Annotated in this window: 17 protein-coding genes; 10 read left to right on the top strand and 7 right to left on the bottom strand. The window is 41.8% G+C overall.

All coding sequences use genetic code 11. From position 1 onward, the window contains the following. Positions 1-38: 38 nt before the first annotated feature. The gene (locus H5154_RS18425; RefSeq protein WP_182719212.1) at positions 39-1,820 is read right to left on the bottom strand and encodes an ABC transporter transmembrane domain-containing protein; all 1,782 of its coding nucleotides are present in this window, start codon (positions 1,818-1,820) and stop codon (positions 39-41) included. A gap of 78 nt (positions 1,821-1,898) precedes the next feature. Here H5154_RS18425 and H5154_RS18430 point away from each other — a divergent pair, with 78 nt between their 5' ends. The 5 genes from H5154_RS18430 (at position 1,899) to H5154_RS18450 (ending at position 10,642) form a co-directional block, all read left to right on the top strand. Beyond that, positions 1,899-2,297 (top strand): DUF3224 domain-containing protein, encoded by a 399-nt coding sequence (locus H5154_RS18430; RefSeq protein WP_145241975.1) that lies wholly within the window; start codon positions 1,899-1,901, stop codon positions 2,295-2,297. Positions 2,298-2,308: 11 nt separating this feature from the next. Further along, complete coding sequence (locus H5154_RS18435; protein WP_145241973.1) at positions 2,309-2,497, top strand: hypothetical protein; 189 nt, start codon at positions 2,309-2,311, stop codon at positions 2,495-2,497. A 9-nt stretch (positions 2,498-2,506) separates the two neighbouring features. Continuing rightward, positions 2,507-3,124, top strand: coding sequence for a LysE family translocator (locus H5154_RS18440; protein WP_145241971.1), 618 nt, complete (start codon positions 2,507-2,509; stop codon positions 3,122-3,124). A 303-nt stretch (positions 3,125-3,427) separates the two neighbouring features. Further along, a complete protein-coding gene (locus H5154_RS18445) occupies positions 3,428-6,310 on the top strand; it encodes a TonB-dependent receptor (RefSeq protein WP_182719213.1) in 2,883 nt (960 codons plus the stop codon). A gap of 21 nt (positions 6,311-6,331) precedes the next feature. After that, the gene (locus H5154_RS18450; RefSeq protein WP_182719214.1) at positions 6,332-10,642 is read left to right on the top strand and encodes an alpha-1,6-glucosidase domain-containing protein; all 4,311 of its coding nucleotides are present in this window, start codon (positions 6,332-6,334) and stop codon (positions 10,640-10,642) included. Between the two features lie 127 nt (positions 10,643-10,769). Here the strand turns inward: H5154_RS18450 and H5154_RS18455 are convergent, their stop codons facing one another. Then, on the bottom strand, positions 10,770-12,095 hold the full coding sequence (locus tag H5154_RS18455; protein WP_182719215.1) for a basic amino acid/polyamine antiporter: 1,326 nt from the start codon (positions 12,093-12,095) through the stop codon (positions 10,770-10,772). Between the two features lie 25 nt (positions 12,096-12,120). Beyond that, positions 12,121-13,044 carry a homocysteine S-methyltransferase family protein gene (locus tag H5154_RS18460; protein WP_182719216.1) on the bottom strand — a complete coding sequence of 308 codons (924 nt, stop codon included), beginning with the start codon at positions 13,042-13,044 and terminating at the stop codon, positions 12,121-12,123. 215 nt (positions 13,045-13,259) lie between these two features. Between H5154_RS18460 and H5154_RS18465 the strand changes: the two genes are divergently transcribed. Both H5154_RS18465 and H5154_RS18470 read left to right on the top strand, forming a co-directional pair. Beyond that, entirely contained in the window at positions 13,260-13,805 is a 546-nt protein-coding gene (locus tag H5154_RS18465) for a PH domain-containing protein (RefSeq protein WP_182719217.1), read from the top strand. 402 nt (positions 13,806-14,207) lie between these two features. After that, a complete protein-coding gene (locus H5154_RS18470; protein ID WP_182719218.1) occupies positions 14,208-15,122 on the top strand; it encodes a DMT family transporter in 915 nt (304 codons plus the stop codon). An 87-nt stretch (positions 15,123-15,209) separates the two neighbouring features. Here H5154_RS18470 and H5154_RS18475 read toward each other — a convergent pair whose 3' ends face one another. The 3 genes from H5154_RS18475 to H5154_RS18485 all read right to left on the bottom strand — a co-directional run bounded on the left by H5154_RS18475 (position 15,210) and on the right by H5154_RS18485 (position 17,605). Next, entirely contained in the window at positions 15,210-16,991 is a 1,782-nt protein-coding gene (locus tag H5154_RS18475; RefSeq protein ID WP_182719219.1) for an alkaline phosphatase, read from the bottom strand. 79 nt (positions 16,992-17,070) lie between these two features. Further along, positions 17,071-17,415: a rhodanese-like domain-containing protein gene (locus tag H5154_RS18480; protein ID WP_182719220.1), complete on the bottom strand. Its 345-nt coding sequence runs from the start codon at positions 17,413-17,415 to the stop codon at positions 17,071-17,073. A gap of 1 nt (position 17,416) precedes the next feature. Continuing rightward, positions 17,417-17,605, bottom strand: a complete 189-nt coding sequence (locus H5154_RS18485) for a DUF2892 domain-containing protein (RefSeq protein WP_149983085.1) — start codon at positions 17,603-17,605, stop codon at positions 17,417-17,419. Positions 17,606-17,735: 130 nt separating this feature from the next. Between H5154_RS18485 and H5154_RS18490 the strand changes: the two genes are divergently transcribed. The 3 genes from H5154_RS18490 to H5154_RS18500 are packed head-to-tail and all read left to right on the top strand — an operon-like array spanning position 17,736 to position 22,381. Beyond that, positions 17,736-18,038 carry a metalloregulator ArsR/SmtB family transcription factor gene (locus tag H5154_RS18490; RefSeq protein WP_149983086.1) on the top strand — a complete coding sequence of 101 codons (303 nt, stop codon included), beginning with the start codon at positions 17,736-17,738 and terminating at the stop codon, positions 18,036-18,038. 4 nt (positions 18,039-18,042) lie between these two features. Continuing rightward, the gene (locus H5154_RS18495; protein ID WP_182719221.1) at positions 18,043-21,330 is read left to right on the top strand and encodes an efflux RND transporter permease subunit; all 3,288 of its coding nucleotides are present in this window, start codon (positions 18,043-18,045) and stop codon (positions 21,328-21,330) included. After that, a complete protein-coding gene (locus tag H5154_RS18500) occupies positions 21,320-22,381 on the top strand; it encodes an efflux RND transporter periplasmic adaptor subunit (RefSeq protein ID WP_182719222.1) in 1,062 nt (353 codons plus the stop codon). The genes H5154_RS18495 and H5154_RS18500 overlap by 11 nt, the downstream gene beginning before the upstream one ends. Here the strand turns inward: H5154_RS18500 and H5154_RS18505 are convergent. Further along, positions 22,374-23,051 carry a nitroreductase family protein gene (locus H5154_RS18505; protein ID WP_182719223.1) on the bottom strand — a complete coding sequence of 226 codons (678 nt, stop codon included), beginning with the start codon at positions 23,049-23,051 and terminating at the stop codon, positions 22,374-22,376. The two genes, H5154_RS18500 and H5154_RS18505, sit on opposite strands and share 8 nt — an antisense overlap. Positions 23,052-23,061 lie beyond the last annotated feature (10 nt).

A 23,061-nucleotide genomic window follows, 5' to 3' on the forward strand; every position in this document is an offset into this window, starting at 1 on the left:
GCTTACCGCTTACCGCTTACCGCTTACCGCTTACCGCTTCAATCCCTATTAAACTGCAGCTCACATAATTTTTGATAAAGTGGATTACTCGCTAGCAATTGTTGATGAGTACCTGTTGCGATTATCTCTCCGTGCTCCATTACCACAATAACATCTGCATGTTTTACTGTGGCGAGGCGGTGGGCAATGATAAGCGTAGTACGGTTTTGCATTAAATGTTCAAGCGCAGCTTGTACATGATGCTCACTTTGCGCATCTAAAGCGCTGGTTGCTTCATCGAGTAACAGTATTTCTGGGTCTTTTAATATCGCTCTTGCTAATACAATTCGTTGTTTTTGGCCGCCTGATAAGCGCACCCCTTGCTCGCCTAAAAAGCTCTCGTAGCCGTTAGGTAATTGTGCAATAAATTCATCCGCGTGAGCATGCTTAGCGGCAGCATATACTTGTTCGTCGCTTGCATCTGGGTTGCCATAACGAATGTTATGCATCACATCAGAGCTAAATAAAATCGGGTTTTGTGCCACCATGCCCATGCTGTTTCTGAGTGTATTAAGGGATAGATCTTTGATATTAATATCATGAAACTTAATGTCGCCACCAGCAGGGTCATAAAAGCGTTGTAGTAATTCAAATAACGTGGTTTTACCAGCACCTGACGGACCAACGATTGCTACTGTTTGGCCTTGTTCAATCGTTAATGAAATAGTTTTTAAGGCGCTCACATCAGGACGAGATGGATAATTAAAAGTTACTTTATCAAGACTAATGGCTGGAGCGTTAGAGTTGTTATTTAATAACTGATCTTGTGGTGCTGTAGGGTTCGTGATCTCACTTTTAACCGCGAGCAGTTCAAGTAATCGCGCCGCAGCGCCCGCTGCACGTTGTAGCTCGCCATATACCTCAGCAACGGTTGCTACCGACATCGCGACCATAATGGCGTAAAACACAAATGCACCTAACTCACCGCCAGTCATTGTGCCTGCCAGTACATCACTGCCACCTACCCAGAGCATCACGCTAATTGCGCTAAAGGTCAAAAATATTACTGCAGCAATTAAAAATGAGCGCTGTTTAATACGGCTTTTCGCAACGTTAAAGGCTTTTTCGGTCTCTAGTGCAAAAGCGTGTTGTTCGCGTTGTTCGTGGCTATAGCTTTGCACTACTTTAATATTTTGAATTATTTCTCCCGCATAAGTGCTGATATCGGCAATCGCATCTTGGCTGGAGCTGGCAAGTTTGCGTACTTTTTTACCAAAAATCATCATGGGTACTAACACCAGCGGCACACAGGCAACTACAACTAAAGTGAGTTTTAAGTTAGTAAATAACAACATGGCTAAACCACCGACTAGCATCAGAGCGCTGCGCAGTGCCATTGAAAATGACGAGCCAATGATTGATTGCAACAAAGTGGTGTCGGTTGTTAAGCGCGACATTAATTCGCCACTGCGGTTTTCTTCAAAGTAACTCGGGTGCAGGGTGACTATGCGATCAAATACCGCTTTACGAATATCATTACTGACGCGCTCACCAATCCATGACATTAAATAAAAACGGCTGAATGTTCCTATGGCTAATAAGCTGATCAAGCCAATTAGCACGATTATGGCTTGTTTTAATTGTTCTTGAGAGCCCGCAATAAAGCCGTGATCAATAACAAATTTAACTCCTTGGCCCAATGATAAATTAACCCCGGCAGTAACAAGTAATGCTGCAAGAGCTGCAAAAACCACCCATTTATACGGCTTAATAAACTGAAAAATAGGAATTAAACTACTAAAAGCAGCTTTGTCTTTTTGCTCGGTTTTACTATTGCTCATAGTGGATTCTTTTAGATGAATAGGGTATAGATATGGTTACTTAAATCATAATTTCAATAACTAACTAAGGGACTAACCATGACAACTGAAAAAGTAACGGGCGAATTTAACGTTAAACTCAATCCTATTGAAGGTTATGCAAAGGGCATTGATGGCGTAAACCTGGGTCGTATGTCGATTGATAAAACGTTTACAGGTGAGCTTGATGCAACCAGCACTGGCGAAATGCTCAGTGCCATGACCGCAACTCAAGGCAGTGCCGGTTATGTGGCAATTGAACAAGTAGTTGGCACACTTGCAGGTCTTCAAGGCAGCTTTGTGCTGCAACATTTTGGCACTATGGATAAAGGCCAAGATTCATTAATTTTAAACGTGGTGCCAGATTCTGGCAGTAATGAACTTGCAGGCCTTAGCGGAAAAATGGCAATTCGCATCGAAGCAGGTATACACATTTATGATTTTGAGTATCAATTATAAGCGATACAGCCATGCAGAAAATAATTGAGTTTAAAAAGCAGCGTGGCTTTTTTAGAGGCGGTATTGATATTGACGCACTTAATGAGCGAATTTATCAATTAAACCAAGATGGCTGGAAAGTAATAAATGTTAGCGCCTCTACAGGATTATACGGCCAAGTTTATGCATACATCTTACTTATTGAAAATGAAGAACTATAAGGAATATAAATGACGTTATCACTGTGGCTAAGCTTAGTCGCCATTTGTATGATGGGTGCAATGTCTCCTGGGCCAAGTTTGGCTGTGGTGTTAAAACACAGCATTCATGGCAGTATGAAGAACGGCATGTTGGCAGCGCTGAGTCATGGTGTTGGCGTCGGTTTTTATGCTGCAGCATCGTTACTTGGCCTCGGTGCACTAATGTTGCAATTTCCTACTGTGTATCAAGTGTTAGTTTACTTAGGTGCAGCGTACTTGGCATATTTAGGGGTTAAAATCTTATTAGCCAAACCAAGTAATAGTGAGTTAAAAGTGGCTCAGCAAAGTGGCAGTGCAAAACAAGCCTTGCAAGACGGCTTTGCTATTGCGTTTCTAAATCCTAAATTAGCGGTATTCTTTTTAGCCCTGTTTTCACAGTTTATAGATCCTGCCAATCTCAGCTTTAAGGTCGGTTTGATTATGTGCTTAACGGTTTTTACTATTGATACTGGCTGGTATCTGATTGTTGCAGCATTGACAGAGCTTTCAAAGAAGCGCTTTGCTTTTACTAAATCATCCCCATGGTTTGATAAAATATTAGCGGTGATTTTTATTGGTCTAGCAATAAGGGTGGTGCTAATGGTGTAGTTTATTAAACTTAACTAATCCTTACTACTTCCCTTTAAAGCTGTTTTTAGCAATTTCTAATTCACCTGTGTAATAGTGGCTTATGACTGAGTTATTCCGTTAGTCAGTCAATTTATTTTACGTTATCTACATGATCGCAGCACTTCTAAACTAAGTTCCTCACCTTGCTAGCTATTGCCCTTACTGCTGCATACGTATTCATCACACTTATTTTACTTTTTAGTTACACTTTATTGGTTTTATTTTATCCACAATTTCAAAACAAACAGCACACAATTATAAAATCAATAGGGTAGAAAGCTCATGGGGAAATTCAAACTAAGTGCGTTAATGCTCGCAATGTTTGCAGCCAGCAGTGTATTAGCTGCGGTTGAAAGTGACGCGCAAAGTACCGTAAAAAAACCACAACTAGAAGAAGATCTTGAAGTCATTGAAGTGCGTGGCTTTAGTCGTAGTTTAATCCAATCACTTAATCAAAAACGCTTTACTGATATGGTATCTGAGCAGTTATCGGCGGATGACTTAGGTGCTTTGCCTGATGTATCTATGGCTGATGCGCTCACTCGGTTACCGGGGATCTCAGCGGTACGAACCGGCGGGCAAGCGGCAGAAATCAACATTCGCGGTATGTCCGGTGGATTTGTATTTTCAACTTTAAATGGCCGTGAACAGGTATCAACTAGTGGCAGCCGTAGTATTGAGTTTGACCAATATCCGTCTGAATTGATCAGCTCAGCAGCCGTGTATAAATCACCAAAAGCATCGCTTATCGAAGGTGGTGTTGCTGGTACGGTAGAACTGCAAACAGCTAGCCCGCTTGATAATGATCAGCAACATAAGTTTGTGGTTAACGCTAGAGGTATGTACAACGACCGAGCATCAGAGGTGAACGATGCCACTGAGTTTGGCGACCGCATTAGTTTTTCCTATCAAGGTAAATATCTTGACGATACTTTAGGTGTCGCACTTGGTTATGCACGGTTATTTCAACCCAGCGTAGCAACACAGTTTATTGGCCTTGCCTATAACGATAATAAAGACGTTGATGGTGTTGCAAATGATACTAATGGCCCCGAACTTAAACCTGAAAATGAGTATATCAGCGAAGGTTTTGAGCTTCAGCATTTAGGTGGAGAAGAAACCCGTAACGGTTATATGGCGGCGATTGAATGGGCACCGGTGGATAATTTTAAATTAAAAGGGGACGTGTTTTTATCACGCTTTGATACTGAGTCATTTGCCCGTGGGTTACGAGTGAAATTAGGTGGCCCAACGGCCACTTATACAAACGCTCAGCTAGAGGGAAATTCAGTAGTTGGTGCCTCTGTTAATCGTACTTCAAAAGGCTACACTCGCGTTGAAATTGTCAATGATGATAACCAAGACTTTGATGAAGTAGATAGCTACGGTGTTAACGCCGATTGGCAAGTGACAGAACGTTTAAACGTTAATGTTGATGTGTCGCTGTCACGGGCTAAAAGTAACTTTCGCAATGGCTTATTGTGGGCGTTGGTTGCCGAAGACGCCTCAGCCGAAGAACCTGTGTTAGATAAAAACGTATCAATAAACTACCAACTTAATGGTTTAAATTTACCTGATGTAGGCTTTAATCAAGCGGCTGCATTTAGCGATATCGACCGAGTAATGGTTAGTAAATACGGTATTTACCCTTATCAAAATGAAGATGAAGTAAGCGCTTATCGTCTTGATTTTAAATACGAGCTGAATAACAGCTGGTTTAGCTCTGTTGAATTTGGCGCGCGTTATTCAGATCGCGAATACAGCAATAACCGCTCAGTGTTTGAATACGGTAATGATGGTGATTTTTCAGTGAGTGAGCCGCCACTGCGTTTAACCAATGACATGGTAAATGTCGTTGACTGGGAAGGTGACTTTAGTTATTTCCCATCATATTTGGCGATTGATTTAGACAAAGCGCTTAATGCTTGGTTTCCTGAAGGCGCACCAGAGCCAGTTAAAACTTGGGGTAATGCAGATGGGGTAGTTGACTCGCAAGGTTACACCACTAACTACTCATGGACCATGCTACAAAGTGGCTCAGTGTATGAAGAAGTGCTTTCAGCCTACGCCATGCTTAATATTAATACTGAAATTGGTACTATGCCGGTACTGGGTAATATTGGTATTCGCCGTGTTGATACCGATCAATCGGCCACTATTTTAGAAAATGTTAATGGCGATTTATCACTCGGTGCACAAAACATTACCGACAGTATCGGCATCATAAATAAAAATTATTTACCTAATGTACTTGGCACAACTTATACCGATTATCTGCCATCCCTTAATTTAAACTTTCAGCTAACGGATAATACGCAATTACGCTTTGCGGCGGCTAAAGTAATGTCGCGCCCACCGATTAATCGCCTAGCGGGGGACGCCAGTGCGCAGGCTGATAAAACCAGCGGCAAAATTAACGGCTCAAGTACCAATAATCCATTCTTAAAACCATTTTATGCCTCCCAATACGATATCTCTTACGAGCATTATTTTGATGAGTCAGATGGTGCGCTAGTGATCGCAGGTTTTTATAAAAACATCGATTCGTTTATCGATACCATCGCCATTGAAGGGTTTGACTTTAAAGGTAATGGTTTTAACGTCCCTGACTATATAGAAAATCCAGTCAGTGGTGAGCAAGTTGCCACAACTAACGGCACTTACACAACGGCGGTAAATAACGCCAATGGCGGTTATATTCGCGGTATTGAACTTGCCTACACGCAAGTATTTTCGTTTTTACCCGCGCCGTTTGATGGCCTTGGGTTTAACGGTAGCTATTCATACACCGAGAGCGAAGTTGAATCTATCACCAGCTTAGGTGGTGAAACGGTTACACAAGGTTTACCTGGTTTGTCTAAAAACGTGTTAAACGGCACTTTATTTTACAGCTTAGATAATTTTGAAACCCGCCTTAATGTGCGTTACCGCTCAGACTTTGTTTCAGAGCAAGTGGCGATCAATGAGCAAGTGGTTAATTTTGATGCCGAGACCGTGGTCGATTTTCAAACCTCTTATCAATTTACAGACTCATTTGGCATGTTGCTACAGGTTAATAATCTTACTGATGAACCAACCCAAAGTTACTTTGGCAATGAAAACATCACCGGTACTACCCAGTACTTTGGTCGTCAGGTTTATTTAGGTTTTACCTATAGCCACTAATAGCAAATTGGAGCATAAATAATGAATAAAATAACTAAATTGACTCATTTGCTATTAGCAGTGAGCTTAACACTACTGTTTGGCTGTGGAGGCTCAGGCAGTAGCGATGTAAAAGCAGGCCAAGCCTTATTGACTTGTGATGTACCGCAAGTCCCTAATGCAGCAAGCACTCAATGTGTTGCTCCTGAGCCTATCTCTTGTGACGCACCGCTGTTTCCAGATGCAAATAATGAAAGCTGTACCAGTGGCTATAACCCCGACTTACCAGACCCAGTGGTATTCGCCGGGGAAAATGAAGCCGTATTATTTTATAAACGTGATAAGAATGAAGGGTACGAAGGCTATCGTTTACACTCTTGGAATACCGACGGCTGTGATGCTTACGCGCCGCCGTTTGATGCCACCGATTGGGCTAATGGCCATGAATATAATGGTGTCGATCCAAACTATGGAGCTTATTGGATTGTCGCGCTAAAAGACGGTTATACCGAGTGCGCTAATTTTATTATTCATATTGGCACAGAAGGTTCAGGTAAAGCCCATGGTGATGTGGATTTAACCATGCCACTGATGCAGGACGACGAGCGTTTTGTACGTATGAACTTTACCTTTGATGGTGAGCCAACAGTATTTGAATACCCAGTAGAAGCGCTTGGCGAACGCCCGGTTGCAATTGACGGTGCATCAGCACACTGGATTGATTTAAATACTGTGCTGTATAAGCCAAGCAATGAGCTTACGCAGATTATTAAGCTGCATTCATCAGCTGCTGCCGATTTGGTTGTTGATGTTGATACTGGCTTAAATGGTGAAACCGTTGAATTAATGGCAACGAGTTTAACCGATGCACAAGCAGCGAAAGTACCGCACTTAACAGATTGGACTGCCTATCAAGGTAATTGGGATGCCGCTACTGCAAAACAACTTATAAAACAACAGCTCGTTGTAGCGGGCTACGATGCAGAAGGCAAGCTACTTGAAGCAAGTTTTGTGCAAACCGCCAAAGCCCTTGATGCACTTTACACCCAAGGTGAAAACGACGCAAATGAAGCCATGCTAGGCGTGCATTATAATAACAATGCAATTGATGTTTCAGTATGGGCACCAACCGCTAGCAATATGATGCTTAATGTATTTGACGCCGATAAAGCACAAGTACATAGCACTGCCATGACGTTAGACAGCAATACAGGTATTTGGTCAGTGAGTTTAGACAGCAAATACGACCGTCATTATTACCGCTATGCGTTTGATGTTTACCACCCTACTACTCAAGCGATTGAAAGTTTATGGAGTACCGATCCTTACTCACTGAATGTATCAAGCAATGGCCTGTATTCGCAGTTGATCAACTTAAATGATGACGATACCAAACCACAAGGCTGGGATGAGCGCAGTGTACCAACAATTACCAACCCGGAAGATGCCATTATCTATGAAGGTCATGTACGTGATTTTAGTATTCGCGATACGTCAGTAAGCGCAGCAAACCAAGGTAAATATTTAGCATTTACTGAGCTTGAAAGCATCCCTATGCAGCACCTTAAGCAACTAGCTGACAAAGGTTTAACGCATTTTCACTTACTCCCTGTAACAGACATTGGCACCATTGAAGAAGATGCGGATAAGCGCGTTGAAGTCACTGACACTCTAGGTAAGTTATGTGAGCGAATAGACGATGCCGCCGATGCTTGTAAAATCGAAAATAAAAACAGCATCATTGCTGATTTAATGCAAAGCTACTTTCCGGGTTCTGATGATGCTCAAGCACTTGCCAGCGCGATGCGTGATTTAGACGGTTTTAACTGGGGTTACGACCCGCATCACTTTATTGCCCCAGAAGGTTCGTATGCATCAAGCAGTGAAGGGGTTGCCCGGGTTAAAGAGACACGCGCCATGGTACAGTCACTTCAAGAGATCGGCCTTCGCGTGGTTCTTGATGTGGTATACAACCATACAACGTCATCAGGCATTTGGGAAAAGTCAGTGTTTGATAAACTCGTACCGGGTTATTACCACAGATACAGCGAAGTAACGGGCGATATCGAGCGTTCAACCTGTTGTGAAAACACCGCGACTGAACATGTGATGATGGACAAGTTTGTTAGCGATTCACTAGTCATACTTGCTCGCGACTTTGGCTACGATAGCTTTCGCTTTGATGTTATGGGGCACATGCCTAAATCATCAATTTTAGCAGCGCGTGAAGCGGTGCAAGCTGTTGACCCTGACAACTACTTTTATGGCGAAGGCTGGGATTTTGGTGAAGTCGCTAATAACCGATTGTTCACTCAAGCTAAGCAAGCTGATATGGCTGGCTCTGAAGTTGGCACATTCAATGACCGCATCCGTGAGGCTGTGCGCGGTGGTGCTATGTTTAGCAATAACCCGACCGATGGTAATTTAGCAGACCAAGATACTCTGCGTTTATCACTGGCGGGTAATTTACAAAACTATATCCTGAAAGACTTTAAAGGTAATTCGGCAAAAGGTAATAGCTTTAGCTGGAATACTCAGCCGACGGCTTATGCTTTAGACCCTGCTGACAGCATTAACTACGTATCAAAGCACGATAACGAAACCTTATGGGATCAACTGCAATATAAACATGCAACAAGTATGAGTATTGAGCAACGAGTGCGTGCGCATAATATGGCATTAGCAATTCCATTAGTAAGCCAAGGTATCCCGTTTATGCAACTTGGGGCTGATTTACTACGCTCAAAATCAATGGATCGTGACAGTTACAATGCAGGGGATTGGTTTAATGCGGTAGATTTAACGAAAGAAAATAATAATTGGAATATTGGTTTACCTAATACTGAGAAAAACCAACAGAAATGGCCTGAAATCATTAAGGTCTCAGGTAATCCACAAGCTGCTGCACAGCCGCAAGATATCGCTTACGCAGGGGATGTGTTCCAAGAGTTTTTAGCTATTCGTAGTAGCAGCCCATTATTTAGATTAACCACAGAGCAAGATGTTATTGACCGTGTAGGTTTTCACAATGTTGGTAAAAACCAGCAACATGGTTTGATTGTAATGAGCATTGATGACGGTCAAGGTTTTGCAGATTTAGATAACCAAGTTGACGCGCTCGTAGTAGTAATTAATGCAACTGAGCAAGCGCTTTCACATACAGTACCAACCGCTGCTGGGTTTGAATTACATCCAATACTTAAAAACAGCACCGATAGCAGTATGTCTGGAGTGAGTTTTACTGCCAGTGAAACCGACGGTACATTTACAGTCCCAGCTTATACAATCGCGGTATTTGTAAAACCACAAGGCGAGAACCAAGGTGTAGGCTTAAGTGCGAATGCAACAGTGGGCGCGCCAGACGTAGTGCCTTTTGGCAGCACCACAGTATATGTGCGAGGTAGTTTAAATGATTGGGGCACAGCTGACAGCTTTGAGTATATGGGCAATGGTGAATACCGTATCGCTATTACTTTAACTGCGGGAGATTATGAATTTAAAATTGCCTCTGAAGATTGGTCGAGTGTGGATTTTGGCGCGCTGTCTGATGCTGATAAAGCAGTGTTGGAAAATCAAACCGAGCCTTTAATGCGCAGTGGCGCGAATATGACCTTTAATGCCGCAATTGATGCAACTTATGTATTCTCGTTTGATGCCAGCGATAAAGACAATCCAACGCTGAGAATTTATAACGAAGAACGATTCGTTGGCACACCTGTATTTGTTCGTGGCAGCTTAAATGAATGGGGCACCAGTGATGAGTTAATCTATCAAGGTAAAGGCGTTTATACCTTTACTAAAATTCTCAGTGTAGGTAGTTATGAATTTAAAATTGCTTCTGAAGATTGGGATACCGTTGATTATGGTTCCGGTGAAGCGGATGCAATCGTAACCGTTGCCGAAGATAAGTTATTAGCTGTTAAAGGCGCTAATATGACGATGGATGTTGCAACCGAGGGCGAATATCAGTTCATTTTTGATGCCAGTGATTTGAATGCACCCACGCTGAGTGTATTTAATGCGCAAATGTTTGCAGACACTCAAGTTTACTTACGTGGCAGCTTAAATGGCTGGGGTACCGACAACCCCCTAATCTATCAAGGGAATGCTATTTATAGTACATCACTTGATTTAGATGCCGGTGATTATGAGTTTAAAATAGCCTCTGAAGATTGGAACACTGTGGACTACGGCGGGGTAGGCGATGCACCAATAGTTAATATTAACGAGATAATGTTGCTTGAAGTGATAGGTGGCAATATAGCGCTGAGTATTACCGAATCAGGTAATTATACGTTTAAAGTGATTGGCCCAGATAAGGACAATATGAACCTACTTATTACTAAACAGTAGTGATTATATTTTCCTAGGCTTAAGCTGAGCATAACCCTGTATGCTCGGCTTTTTTAGTGCCTACTTATTTAAAATTTCATTAAAAGGCTTAACCTGAACTCGGGTGAATGTTTTTAATGCACTGATTTTAAGCATTTTTATTTAACTTAAATTGTTTACGGCTATACATAAATAGCATGATGCCAGGAATGTATAAAATAAGAGATAGCAGCAGCGTGTTTAGCCCCGCAGCATATACTAGCCATAGTCCATAAATACTGGCACCAAAGCCCATCAGCTTAATAGCAACAGAAAGCTTTTTTGCAAAGGCTACTTTTACCATGTAAGCGGCCACTAAAAAGTAAGGCACTAATATCATGGACGTAGAAACAAGAACTAAAGTGTTATAGCTTTTACCGGTAAATAAAATAAGCACTAAGCAAAGTTGCACAGTTAGGCTGGTTAAGGTCAGTGATGCAATAGATGTCCCATTGCTATTTTGTTGCTTAAATATGTTAGGAAATGCGCCATATTTGGCTGCGCTGTTAGGTACTTCTGCAGCATAAATAATCCAACTTAAATAAGAGGCTAATACAGACACAATAAGTCCCGCGCTAATAATAACTTTACCACTGGTCCCTGTTATCATTGCCATAATACCTGCCATTGAAGGGTTACTAAGCTCTGTAATATTGGCCTGACTCATTAACCCAAATGCCAACATAGTGATGGCTATATATAAAATTAGCGCAGCAATCACGCCTATAAATGTGGCAAGGCCTATGTCTTTACGGTTTTTAGCTCGAGCCGAAAGAACTGCCGCACCTTCAATGCCAGTAAACACCCATAAAGTAATTAGCATAGTGTTTTTTACTTGTTCAATAAAATCAGTTTTCACGCTGACATTACTTTGATTTGCTTTAAATATTGCAGGGTCAAAGTACGCGTAAGCAAAGCCTATAAATAATAATAAGGGTATCACTTTAGCTATGGTGCCAAGTAGGTTTACAAAAGAGGCTTGCTTAATGCCTCTAACAATAATGAAATGCACAGCCCATAAAATAATAGATTCACCGATAAAGGCTGCAAAAGTATTACCATCGCCAAATAGGGTGCGTTCTGGGGTATCAATAAATGCACCTAAAGCAGCAAACGCCACAACTAAATAACCAACAACACCAATGGTGGCACACAGCCAATAGCCCCATGCAGATAAAAATCCAGCAAGCTCGCCAAAACCTTCTCGGGCATAAATATAAATACCGCCATCAAGTTCAGGTTTAGCGCGAGAGAGTTGCAAAAAACATCCAGCAAGTAGCAAAATACCAACACCAGTAATAAGCCAGCCAACTAACACTGCATTTACGCCCGCAACTTCAGCCATATTTTGTGGCAAACTAAATATACCCGCACCCACCATGGCGCTAAATACCAGCGCGGTTAGCGCTACTAATCCAATTTTATTTTCTTTCATTTGACTGCTTATACTGTGTTAATTACTAACCTTTTAAAGGCGCAAAGTGATGGTTTAATTGGGCTATATGCTCAGGTCCAATACCACAGCAACCTCCAATTAGGGTGGCGCCTTGTTGATGCCACTTTTTAGCCCACTCTAGATATGAAAGAGGGGTTAGATCTTCTCGTACTTCATCTAAACCTTCGTTAGCCGTAGCTTCTTTAGTTTGTGGTGCAAATGCATTCGCATACGCACCTATTTGTACGTGCTCTGCCTGCAGGTCTTTTAAAACATCTAAGGTTACGGTTAAAGCATGCTCAATAACCTCTGGTTGGCAGCAGTTAAATAAAATGCCCGTTACCTTTGCATTTAGCATGGCAGTTACTGCATCTTTTACAGATTCTCCTGAGCGCAGAGTTGCTTGATTACTTGGTTGTTCATCTTCAAGGGTAAAAGCAACCCATACCGGTTTTTGGTTGTTGCAGATCTGGTTAATTAACGTGTTTATATCTAGCGCTTCTTGAATAAGGCTTTGCGTTTCTATTAGCCATAAATCAGCATAAGGCGCTAAACCTTCGATTAAAGGCGTTGCGATACGACTAAGTTGATCAGCTTGGTATAAATCTGGACGATAAGAGCCAAACATAGGTGGTAAACTGGCTGCGATTTTAGTTCCTATATTATTTTGTATTACAGCGTCTTTTGCGGCTTGGCCAGCTGTTGCAGCAAGTGATTTGGCTGATTGTGCAAAGCGCTCTTCGCCAATGTGAAAAGGTACTAACGCATAGCTATTTGTGGTAATAATATTGGCACCACTTTGAATAAAGTTACTGTGTGCTTGGGTTACTTTTTCAGGCGCCTCTATTATGGCAAGCGCAGACCACTCAGGCTGTTGAAAGGGAGCGCCAATGCGGGTGAGCTCTCGGCTCATGCCGCCATCAAGTAAAGTTAAGGTGTGAGTTGTCATTGCGCTTCCTCTGTATGAGATAATCTTGTTGTGGATGTTTAGACGTCTATAAATCCGATTGCGAGAATATAGAACACACGACCTGTTTAAACAACCCTTTGTGTTAATCTTTTAGGTTTATTGGCAATACTTCGTAATAGGGTAACAATTTAGCTAAATTGCATTCAACTCAGTGATCACGTAATTTAAATGTTTAATCAAATTAAGAGTAAGCTATGAGTACCCCTATTTTAAAAAGTGCTAAATTCGACTCTAAAGTAAAATCATACTGGGTAGTGCTTGGAGTTATCACTTGTGTATTGTGTTTGGTAGGAATTCCATTTATCCCATTCGTCGCTTTCATTATCTGGCTGGTGGCAGGGCGAATATTGGCAGCTATGTCAGCTAACTTATTAGAGCGAAAGCTAGTTGTTAAGCGCGGTGTATTTTTCAAAGAAGAAAAATCCATCCCACTTGAAAAAATAACTGACGTCGGGTTAAGCCAAGGTCCACTGATGCGCTTGTTTGGTTTGTACCGCTTGAGTTTTGAAACCGCAGGTCAGTCTGGTCATGGCGCATTAGTATCGTTACTTGGGGTAGTTGATGCCAGTGAGTTTCGCGAGGCAATCTTAACTCAAAAAGATAATCTAACCGCACAGCAGTCAACTACAAAATCGGCTGATCATGAACCACAAAGCCAAGTTGAGCTAATACGCGCACTTACTTACAGTGTGAAAAATATTGAACAAATGTTAGTGACAATGCTGGATGATAAAAAGTGAGAACAGCTTTATATTATACTGTGTTGTTTAGGTTGTTCTCCCCCCACATTACAGTGCCTCTTAACCTCTTTGTGAATAAATCACGTAAAGATTTTTTGTACAAAAACCGTGACTATTAAGCAAATAAGTCATTATTTTTTTGGTGTGATAACGTAAGGCCAATATCTGAACTTTTTCATTAACAGCAAGGGTCTTCTTTTGTTTTAACCCTCCCAAAGTGTCTTATGCTATTAGCTCAAATTATCTCTAAACCTCTTGCCTTGTACCTTTTATGGGTGTAATTTAAAGCGGTTTTATCTGAAAAGGATGCAGCTTTATTAGGGGTCAAAGTAGTTGATTTCTAATAGGACTCTAATTTTGTAGCATATATTTGTGCTACACAAACACATGGAGAGAAGTTAAATGGCTAGTAAAGAGTCAACCGCAGTAATTTGGATGTTGTCAGATTCATTTATCTTAAGTGTGATGTTACTAATCGGTGGTTTTTTAGGTAAAGCTATCAGCCCATTCCAAGTTGTCTTTTTGGTTAATGTAATTGCAGCTTGTGCGGCCATTATATTATTCTCGAAAGGTAAATGGGAAAATATCAAACCCCAAAAAATGAAGCTACATATTTTCAGAGGACTGCTTGGTGTTAGTTCAACAATATGTTTGTTTTATGCTCTGCAATATCTAAGTTTAGCGGAAGTAACCGCGATTAACTTTTTTGTGCCACTTATAACGTCCATTTTGTCGGTGTTTATCTTTAGAGAAAAACCAAAAGCCTATGTCTATATGGCTATTATTTTGAATTTAGCTGGAGTGATGATGCTGCTTTCTCCAAAACTAATGGCGAGCCAAGTAACGCAGCAAAACCTCTATCTAGGATTGATTTTTGCACTGTCAGCGGTAGCTATTTTAGTCATTTATAATATTAATTTAAAGAAAATAGGCAATGCAGAGAAAGTTGTGCCTCAAATGGTTTTTGCTCCCCTCTATTCGGCGATTATCTTATTACCCGTCGCTATTTTTGTGTGGAAACCTTTAGATACAAATAGTGCTCTACTAATTATGCTATATGGTGGGCTCCTTATTACTAAACTTGCAGCACGTTTTTTCGCTTTTAATAAAAGTGACTTATCTAAGCTAATGCCGCTTGAATATGCGCAAATTCTATTTTCTAGTATTTTGGGCTACATTTTTCTTCAACAAACTCAAACTTTATTGGGTATCACAGGCATTGTATTGATCGTGCTATCAAGTATCGCTCATGTTTTATTCATGCACTTTGAGAGGAATAGCGACACTAAGAATATGAAAGGAATTACCAATGATTAAAGTCGTAACGCAAAAATTCCGGCGATCGAGTGATCGCCGGGCTGTTTTAATCTTTCATCTAAACATTTTTCCTAGCACCTAGAATCTTTACCCTTGTATTACTGGCTGACCTGCTAGCATACGTAGTTCTTTACTGCGCTCGGTTTGCATTTCGTATGAAGCGGTTTTAATGCTGCTCACGTAATTCCACTTAGCGGTGGCTTGCTCTGGGGTAAAAGTAACGGTTAAGTAGCCACGATCTACGAGGTTGTTATAGATTAAATCATTAACCAATAATGGGATTACTTGCTCCATTTGTGCGGTTGCTTCTGGCCCTTGCGTATTCAGTGCTAGGTATTCTTCAAGACCAGGCGAAGACACCGAAGAGGTAGCAAATTCTACACCGGCATTTTGTGACGCTGCAATTGGGTTTGCAGCATCAGTAACTAATTGCCCAGCCCAACCGTTATGAGTATCACCCGCTAAAACCACTAAGTTCTTTTGTGCGGCAATGGCAGTACCAAGCAGCACTTCACGTTCGTAGGCGTAACCATCCCATGCATCTAAATTGTATGGTGCAGTAGTATCAACTCGGGCACGTTCGACATCAGTAACACTTGGATCGCCTGCAAGCACACGGCCTTTGATTTGTGCAAGTTCAGCAAATAATGCCGATGCTTGTGCTAATAATGCATTTGTGTCGCCGCCATTTGCTTGACTTATTTGTAAGCTCACTAGTAGTTGCAGTACTTCAAACGGCAAATGCATTTTGGTCATCAGTACTTGTTGGCCAAGTACCTGCCATTTTGAGTTTGATGTTGTCATGCCATCAGTGAGCCATGTTAGCTGCTCATTGCCAAGTAATGCGCGCGATGGTGAGCTTAGTGCGTTTGCAAAATCATTTTGTCCTTGTGCACTGGTTAGATCAAAATCAGCATAGCTTAGCTGTTCATCACGGGCGAGTACACGCGTGTCTAGCATGTATAAAGAGACTAAATTACCAAACTCAAAGCGACGGTAAATTCGTTCTTTATCTGCTACATTACGAATTGGCATCCATTCAAAATAGGCCTGTAGGGCATGTAGCTTACGTTCGCTAAATTCACCTTCGCCTTCATTATGGTTTTCTGCGCCATTTCGCCATGTGTCATTGGTAATTTCGTGGTCATCCCACACAGTAATAAAGGCATAGTTACTATGCGCAGCTTGCAAGTTATCATCAGTACGATAGTGAGCGTAGCGGTTACGGTAATCAGCTAAGCTAATTATTTCGTCACTGTTATCTTCTGGCAGTAAACGGCCTAAAATACCAGCATCTTCAGTAGCGTAGCCATCATTGCCGTATTCATAGATGTAATCACCTAAATGCAATACAGCGTCTATGTCTGTTTGCTTGGCTATTTCACCATACACATGGAAAAAGCCTGCGGGGTAGTTGGCACACGATATAACAGCAAATTTCACTTTATCAATGCTGCCTGTTGGTAGTGTTTTACCTGCACCAATAGGTGAGGTTTTGCCATTCGATTTAAAGCGATAATAGTAAGTTGTGTTGGCGTTTAAGCCTTGTAAGTCGACTTTTAGGGTGAAGTCTGTAGCTGCACTTATATGTGTTTCACCATTGTGGCTGATATTAGCAAAGTTAGGGTCGGTTGCTGCTTGCCATTGTACTTTAATGCTGGTGGTTGTTGGATCTAGAGGGGTTACACGAGTCCACAGAATTAGGCTGTCAGCTAATGGATCACCACTGGCAACACCATGAGCAAAGCTTACGTCAAGAATGTCGTCATCTTCATCATCAAACCGACAAGCTGTTAATCCTAATGATAAAACGGCGACACCAAATCCTGCCGCCGAGGCTTTTAAAAAATTTCTTCGTGTAAACGTCATTGCTCTGTACCGCTAAATTTAAAAGTAAGAGCTTATCCGACCAGTATGACTTTTATGTGAAGCTGTTATGCCAATTGCATTAAAATACTTGGCAAACCTGTTCTGCATTACAGATAATAACGGTGACGTTTTCATAACCAACGCGGGTAAGTGCTTCAGCGCTTAATGTTGCGCGTGCGCCACTGGCGCAGTGTAAGTAAATTGGCCGAGCTGGGTCTTTTTCGATTTCCATTAACTTCATTTCTAGTAAACCTCGGGGAATATTAATTGCGCCGATAGCTGCTTTTGCCGCATGTTCGGCGGGTTCACGTACGTCAATTAGTAGTCCTTTGTTGTCAGCAATTTCTTGCTTGGCCTGTGTAGCCTCAATGCGGCGTTGATTTGGCGTAATTATTTTCATTAGATCTGGGATTGAAGTAAGCATGTTATTCCTCGAAACCTAGTTTTTTTAAAAGAGTGATCATCGGGCACCATTTACTAAATGCTGATTGAATTAAGTTTAGAGCAATAAACACTGTAAACCAAATCCACAATGGATCATGAAATTGCTGTAGTAACAATGATATGCAAATCATTACACCTGCTATCAAGCGAAGAGCATCGTTTAGTTTCACGTTTAACCTTAGTAATAGTGACTGTTACTATTTAATATATTAGATAAAGCTACATTAGTAAATTATAATATTAGACTTTTCTAATATAGCTAACTATAATCTGCTGTACTTTGAATATAAGAGTGGAACTATGACTATCGACTTTGCAGCTATGGCTAATAACGTAGAGCATGCTGAGCAGCTATTAAAAATTTTAGCAAATAAAAACCGTTTAATGATTTTGTGCTCTTTGCAGGGGCGTGAAATGAGTGTTTCTGAATTAAATGCGGCTGTACCATTGGCACAGTCTGCTTTATCGCAGCATTTGGCTGCACTACGAAAAGCAAATATTGTTAGTACTCGTCGCGAAAGCCAGACCATCTATTATCGGGTGATTAACGACAACGCACAGGCTATGTTAGCCACGCTCTATGGTTTATTTTGTAAGGAATAACCAAATGGATAAGCTCGACAGTGCAGTAAAAAATAGTCTTAACGGGCGTATTCCTATCATTATTTTTGTAATGGCTGTGTTGCTTGGCATTATGGCGCTGCAGCAAACTTCCCGTGAAGAAGAACCGCAAATAGTGGTGCCGATGCTGGATATTTATGTCTCAGCTCCTAACATTGAAGCTCCCGAAGTGGCAAGGCTGGTCACGCAACCACTCGAAAAGTTATTGGCGCAATTACGCGGTGTTGAGCATATTTATTCAACCACACAAAGTAATGGCACTGTGGTGACATTGCGCTTTACTGTGGGTCATGATCGTGAACAAGCAATCCTCGATACTTACGCCAAACTATATAGTTATCAACATACCATGGCGTCAGTTATTAGTTCATGGCAGGTGCGCCCGGTCGAAGTAAATGACGTGCCGATTGTGATGCTAGGCTTATTTAGTAAAGATCCTAAATTATATAACGACTATGAGTTAACCCGTTTTGCTAACGAAATTGCGAATAGTTTACAGCGCATAGAAAACACCAGTGAAGTTAAAGTGATTGCTGGGCGCAAACGCACTTTAACGGTCAATTTAGATGCGACGGCCCTAGCAGCTCATCAAACTACGCTCAGCGATGTTTATTATGCACTGAGTGTATCTAATCAATTATCTCAGGTTGGCAGTGTTGTTAATGCAGAGCAACAAATCATGCTACAAGCTGGTGATGTGTTACGAACAAAAGCCGCGATTGAGCAGCTTGTTGTAAATGTTATTAACGGCAAAAGTGTTTATTTAAAAGATATTGCAAAAGTACTCGATGGACCAAGTGAGCCTGAAAATTATCAGTGGCTGGCGCAATCTGATACCACACAAGAGCATCCTTTAGTCACCTTAAGTGTTGCTAAAAAAGTGGGCACAAATGCAGTCGCGGTCGCAAATGATGTACACGCAATGATGGCTGATTTAAAAACTAATTTTTTACCTTCGCAAATAGATTACACAATACTTAGAGATTACGGGCAAACCGCTAACGAAAAAGTGAATAATTTAACCTCAAGCTTAGTGTTTGCGGTATTTACCGTAGTGATTTTTGTTGGTGTATTTTTAGGCTGGCGACCCGCTATCGTTGTTGGTTTAGCTGTGCCAATTTGTTATGGCATAACCTTAAGCCTCGATTTTGCGTTTGGTTACACCATTAACCGAGTAACGTTATTTGCATTGATATTATCACTGGGCTTGCTGGTGGATGATCCGATAACGGGCATTGATAATATTAGCCGTTTTTTACAAAACAAAGGCAATAAAAAACAACAGATTGTCGCTGCAATGAGCGAAATACGTGGGGCATTATTAATGTCGACACTGACCATCATGGTGGCTTTTATTCCTTTGGCTTATATCACTGGCATGATGGGCCCATATATGGCACCAATGGCATTTAATGTGCCTGTAAGCGTGATGGTCTCAACCATTGTGGCATTCTTTGTAACTCCTTGGCTTGCCATGAAGTTATTAAAAGAACCGGTTGTTGAGCACAATGATTTGACTTCCCCTAAAGTAGCTATTTATGAACGCTTATTAACGCCTTTACTGGCCAGTAAAGGGCGCGCAAAACTGATTTTATGGGCAACCTTAGGATTATTTATTATCAGTGCATTGCTGCCCGTGATGCGAATGGTGCCGCTGAAGTTATTGCCGTTTGATAATAAAAATGAACTACAAGTACTGATAGATATGCCCGAGGGGATGAATCTGGAGCAAACAACACTGACCGCTCGTAAAGTACAAGCAATAACATGGCAGCTTAGTGAAGTAAGTGAAATAGCTGCGTATGTAGGGCAACCATCAAGCATGGATTTTAATGGTATGGTGCGCGGTTATTATCGCCGTGAGGCCGCTAATTTAGCTGAGCTTAGAGTATTACTATTAGACAAAGCGCAGCGCGATCAACAGTCTCATGGTGTCGTGATGCGTTTACGTAAACAGCTTGAGCCATTGGCCGTTAATGGCATTGTGATAAAAGTGGTTGAAGTTCCACCCGGGCCGCCAGTATTTAGCACCTTAGTGGCTGAAGTGTATCGTGATCCGTTTGTTGATACGCAAACCCACCATCAAGCGGCTCAACAAGTTGCACAACGACTGAAGCAAGAGCCCCATGTGGTTGAAGTTGATACAAGTATTGCAGCCACGGCACCGATGCAGCGCTTTATTACCGATAAAGCCAAGGCGGCTTTGTCGGCGGTATCAACACAAGATATTGCCAATACATTAACGATTGCATCTGCGGGTAAAAATGTGGGCGTAATGTATGTCAGTGGTGAAACGCAGCCCGTTGAGATCAAAATGCAATTACCATATCAGCAGCGAAACCAATTAGCGCAACTGCTTGCTATACAAATCAGAGGTGATAGAGAGCTGGCAAAATCAACTAATGAGTTTGGTTTAACTAGTGCGCCACGACCGTTGGTGGCTTTATCTGAGCTGGGTGAATTTCATAACCTAAATGTCGCAAAACCGATTATGCGTAAAGACCAACGCGAGGTTGTATACGTGATGGCAGAGCTTAATGGCCGTACTCCTGCAGAAATCATTGCGGACGTAAACGCTGATTTAAATGTAAGTAGCGATGATTTTGAGCAAACAAATTGGTTAGCCCGCAGCTTTTTTAATAACGGTGGAACTCAGGCTTGGCAATTACCACAAGGCACGCATGTAACGTTTAGTGGTGAAGGTGAATGGCGGATCACAATTGATGTGTTTAGAGATATGGGAATTGCGTTTGCTTTTGCGTTAACCGCCATTTTTATTATTTTACGAATACAAACGCAATCTGCCAGTTTATCACTGATTATTATGTCGGCTATTCCACTTACTGTGATTGGTATTATGCCGGGTTTTTGGTTATTAAATCAGTTTGGTGAGCGCTCCATAGCCGGTGCTCCAGAGCCTGTGCTATTCACCGCAACAGCGATGATCGGCATGATAGCACTTGCTGGTATTGTGGTGCGTAACTCGCTTATTTTAGTTGAGTTTATTAATCAAGCTCGCGAGCAAGGGATGGCAATAAAAGCGGCATTGATTGCCGCAGGCACAACGCGGATGCGGCCAGTATTACTGACTGCTGGCACAACTTTATTAGGCAACTTAGTGATTACGTTAGACCCCGTATTTAGTGGTCTTGCTATCGCTATTATTTTTGGCATTGTGGCATCAACATTGTTTTCGTTGTTTGTGGTGCCGCTAGTTTATTATTTAGTGTTTGCGAACACACAAACAACCGAGGATGAAGCTCATGCAAGGTAAATCAAAACTGTTCGGCTCAATCATTGCGTTGTTAGTGATTATTGTTGCCGTGCTTTATATGGCAGGCAGCTTTTCAAATAAACAAGCCGCAGGAAATAAACCCGTATTAGCAACGACATATGAGGGAAAAGTCGCTACCGTTGAGCTGACGGCGATCAAGCACAGTGAAGATGTTCCCGGTACTGTGATTGCAAAACAAAACACGCAAATTTCGTCACGAGTGATGGCACAAGTGGAACGTTTAAATGTACGTGCTGGTGATAGTGTTGTGCAAGGCGATGTTCTCATTACTTTGCAGCAAGACGATTTTAAAGCGAAATTGGCACAAAGTGATGCGCAAATAAAAGCCATTCAAGCGTCACTTACACAAGCTGATAAACAGCTTAAGCGCGTAACTGACTTATATTCACAAGGGTTGGTATCGGTTAGTGATAATGATGAAGCAAAAGCGAAATTTGATAACTTAACCGCAAGCTTAGCTGTTGCCAAGCAACAGCAAACCCAAGCACAAGTCGCACTTGAATTTACCCGTATAAAAGCGCCCATTTCTGGAGTTGTTGTAGAGCGGTTAGTTGAACCAGGTGATACCGCAGTGCCTGGTTCACCTTTATTGGCACTTTATAATCCACAACAATTACAGCTTGAATTTAATGTACGAGAACGTCAGGCAATTAGCCTCACACTGGGTCAAAGCTTAACGGTCAGTTTGCCTTCACTTAATATAACCGCTGTTGCGGTGGTGAGTGAAATTGTTCCGATTGCCGATAGTGCTGCACGTAGTATGTTAATTCGTTTAGAGTTGCCAACACAATCAAACTTGATGCCTGGTTTATATGCACAGCTTCACTTGCCACTGGATACCGAGCAAGGAATTTTAATTGAGCCAAGTTGGGTGCATGAGTACGGTCAATTAGCCATGGTATATGTTATTAACGAGCAAAAGATTGAGCGCCGCTTTGTTCGTTTAGGGGAGGTGATTAATGCTAAACAGCATATTATCGCCGGGCTTAACGCCGGCGACACATTAGCGGTGGATTTTAAACCTAAATGAAGGTCGCAACTTCATCGAGTGATTTTTTCACCAAGGCATGATTAGGCACAGTAGCATCATCACTTGGGTAACCGGCAATGAGCAGCATATAGGGGCGTTCGTTGTCTTTGTCGCGGACACAAATGTCGGTTAAAAAGCTCATTGGTTTAGGTGTGTGAGTTAGTGTTGCAAGCCCTGCGCGATGTAATGCTTGAATTAAAAAGCCGGTGGCAATACCGACTGACTCATGCACATAGTAGTTGGTGTTTTTATCATCAGTATTTAAGCCGCCTTTCTTTTGGCTGAATACGGCAATTAGCCAAGGTGCATGCTCTAAATAAGGTTTGCTGGCATCAGTGCCTAATGGCTTTAGAGCATCTAACCACTCTTCACCAGCGCGGCCTTCATAAAATGAGCGTTCTAATTTCTCGGCTGCTTCACGAATTTGCTTTTTCACATCACTACTATTAATTGCTACAAAATGCCACGGTTGGTGGTTTGCACCACTTGGTGCTGTAGCTGCGGCTTTAATGCAGGTTTGAATAATATCTTTTGGCACCGGTCGGTCGCTAAAACTACGAATTGTATGACGACGCTGACTGGTCGTTAAAAACTCATTAGCGCGTTCTAGCATCTGTTCATGTGGATATTCAATAAAGTCTGTAAGTGGTTGGTGGTCATGTTGCTGCATGGCTTTTCGC

It is taken from the genome of Pseudoalteromonas sp. SR44-5 (assembly GCF_014163675.1).
GTDB classification, from domain to species: Bacteria; Pseudomonadota; Gammaproteobacteria; order Enterobacterales; family Alteromonadaceae; genus Pseudoalteromonas; species Pseudoalteromonas rhizosphaerae.

Coding starts and splice junctions, on each gene's coding strand:
- H5154_RS18465 (WP_182719217.1), top strand. CDS start 13,260: ATGAGTACCCCTATTTTAAAAAGTGCTAAATTCGACTCTAAAGTAAAA.
- H5154_RS18450 (WP_182719214.1), top strand. CDS start 6,332: ATGAATAAAATAACTAAATTGACTCATTTGCTATTAGCAGTGAGCTTA.
- H5154_RS18425 (WP_182719212.1), bottom strand. CDS start 1,820: ATGAGCAATAGTAAAACCGAGCAAAAAGACAAAGCTGCTTTTAGTAGT.
- H5154_RS18470 (WP_182719218.1), top strand. CDS start 14,208: ATGGCTAGTAAAGAGTCAACCGCAGTAATTTGGATGTTGTCAGATTCA.
- H5154_RS18445 (WP_182719213.1), top strand. CDS start 3,428: ATGGGGAAATTCAAACTAAGTGCGTTAATGCTCGCAATGTTTGCAGCC.
- H5154_RS18440 (WP_145241971.1), top strand. CDS start 2,507: ATGACGTTATCACTGTGGCTAAGCTTAGTCGCCATTTGTATGATGGGT.
- H5154_RS18490 (WP_149983086.1), top strand. CDS start 17,736: ATGACTATCGACTTTGCAGCTATGGCTAATAACGTAGAGCATGCTGAG.
- H5154_RS18480 (WP_182719220.1), bottom strand. CDS start 17,415: ATGCTTACTTCAATCCCAGATCTAATGAAAATAATTACGCCAAATCAA.
- H5154_RS18460 (WP_182719216.1), bottom strand. CDS start 13,044: ATGACAACTCACACCTTAACTTTACTTGATGGCGGCATGAGCCGAGAG.
- H5154_RS18475 (WP_182719219.1), bottom strand. CDS start 16,991: ATGACGTTTACACGAAGAAATTTTTTAAAAGCCTCGGCGGCAGGATTT.
- H5154_RS18500 (WP_182719222.1), top strand. CDS start 21,320: ATGCAAGGTAAATCAAAACTGTTCGGCTCAATCATTGCGTTGTTAGTG.
- H5154_RS18435 (WP_145241973.1), top strand. CDS start 2,309: ATGCAGAAAATAATTGAGTTTAAAAAGCAGCGTGGCTTTTTTAGAGGC.
- H5154_RS18495 (WP_182719221.1), top strand. CDS start 18,043: ATGGATAAGCTCGACAGTGCAGTAAAAAATAGTCTTAACGGGCGTATT.
- H5154_RS18505 (WP_182719223.1), bottom strand. CDS start 23,051: ATGCAGCAACATGACCACCAACCACTTACAGACTTTATTGAATATCCA.
- H5154_RS18430 (WP_145241975.1), top strand. CDS start 1,899: ATGACAACTGAAAAAGTAACGGGCGAATTTAACGTTAAACTCAATCCT.
- H5154_RS18455 (WP_182719215.1), bottom strand. CDS start 12,095: ATGAAAGAAAATAAAATTGGATTAGTAGCGCTAACCGCGCTGGTATTT.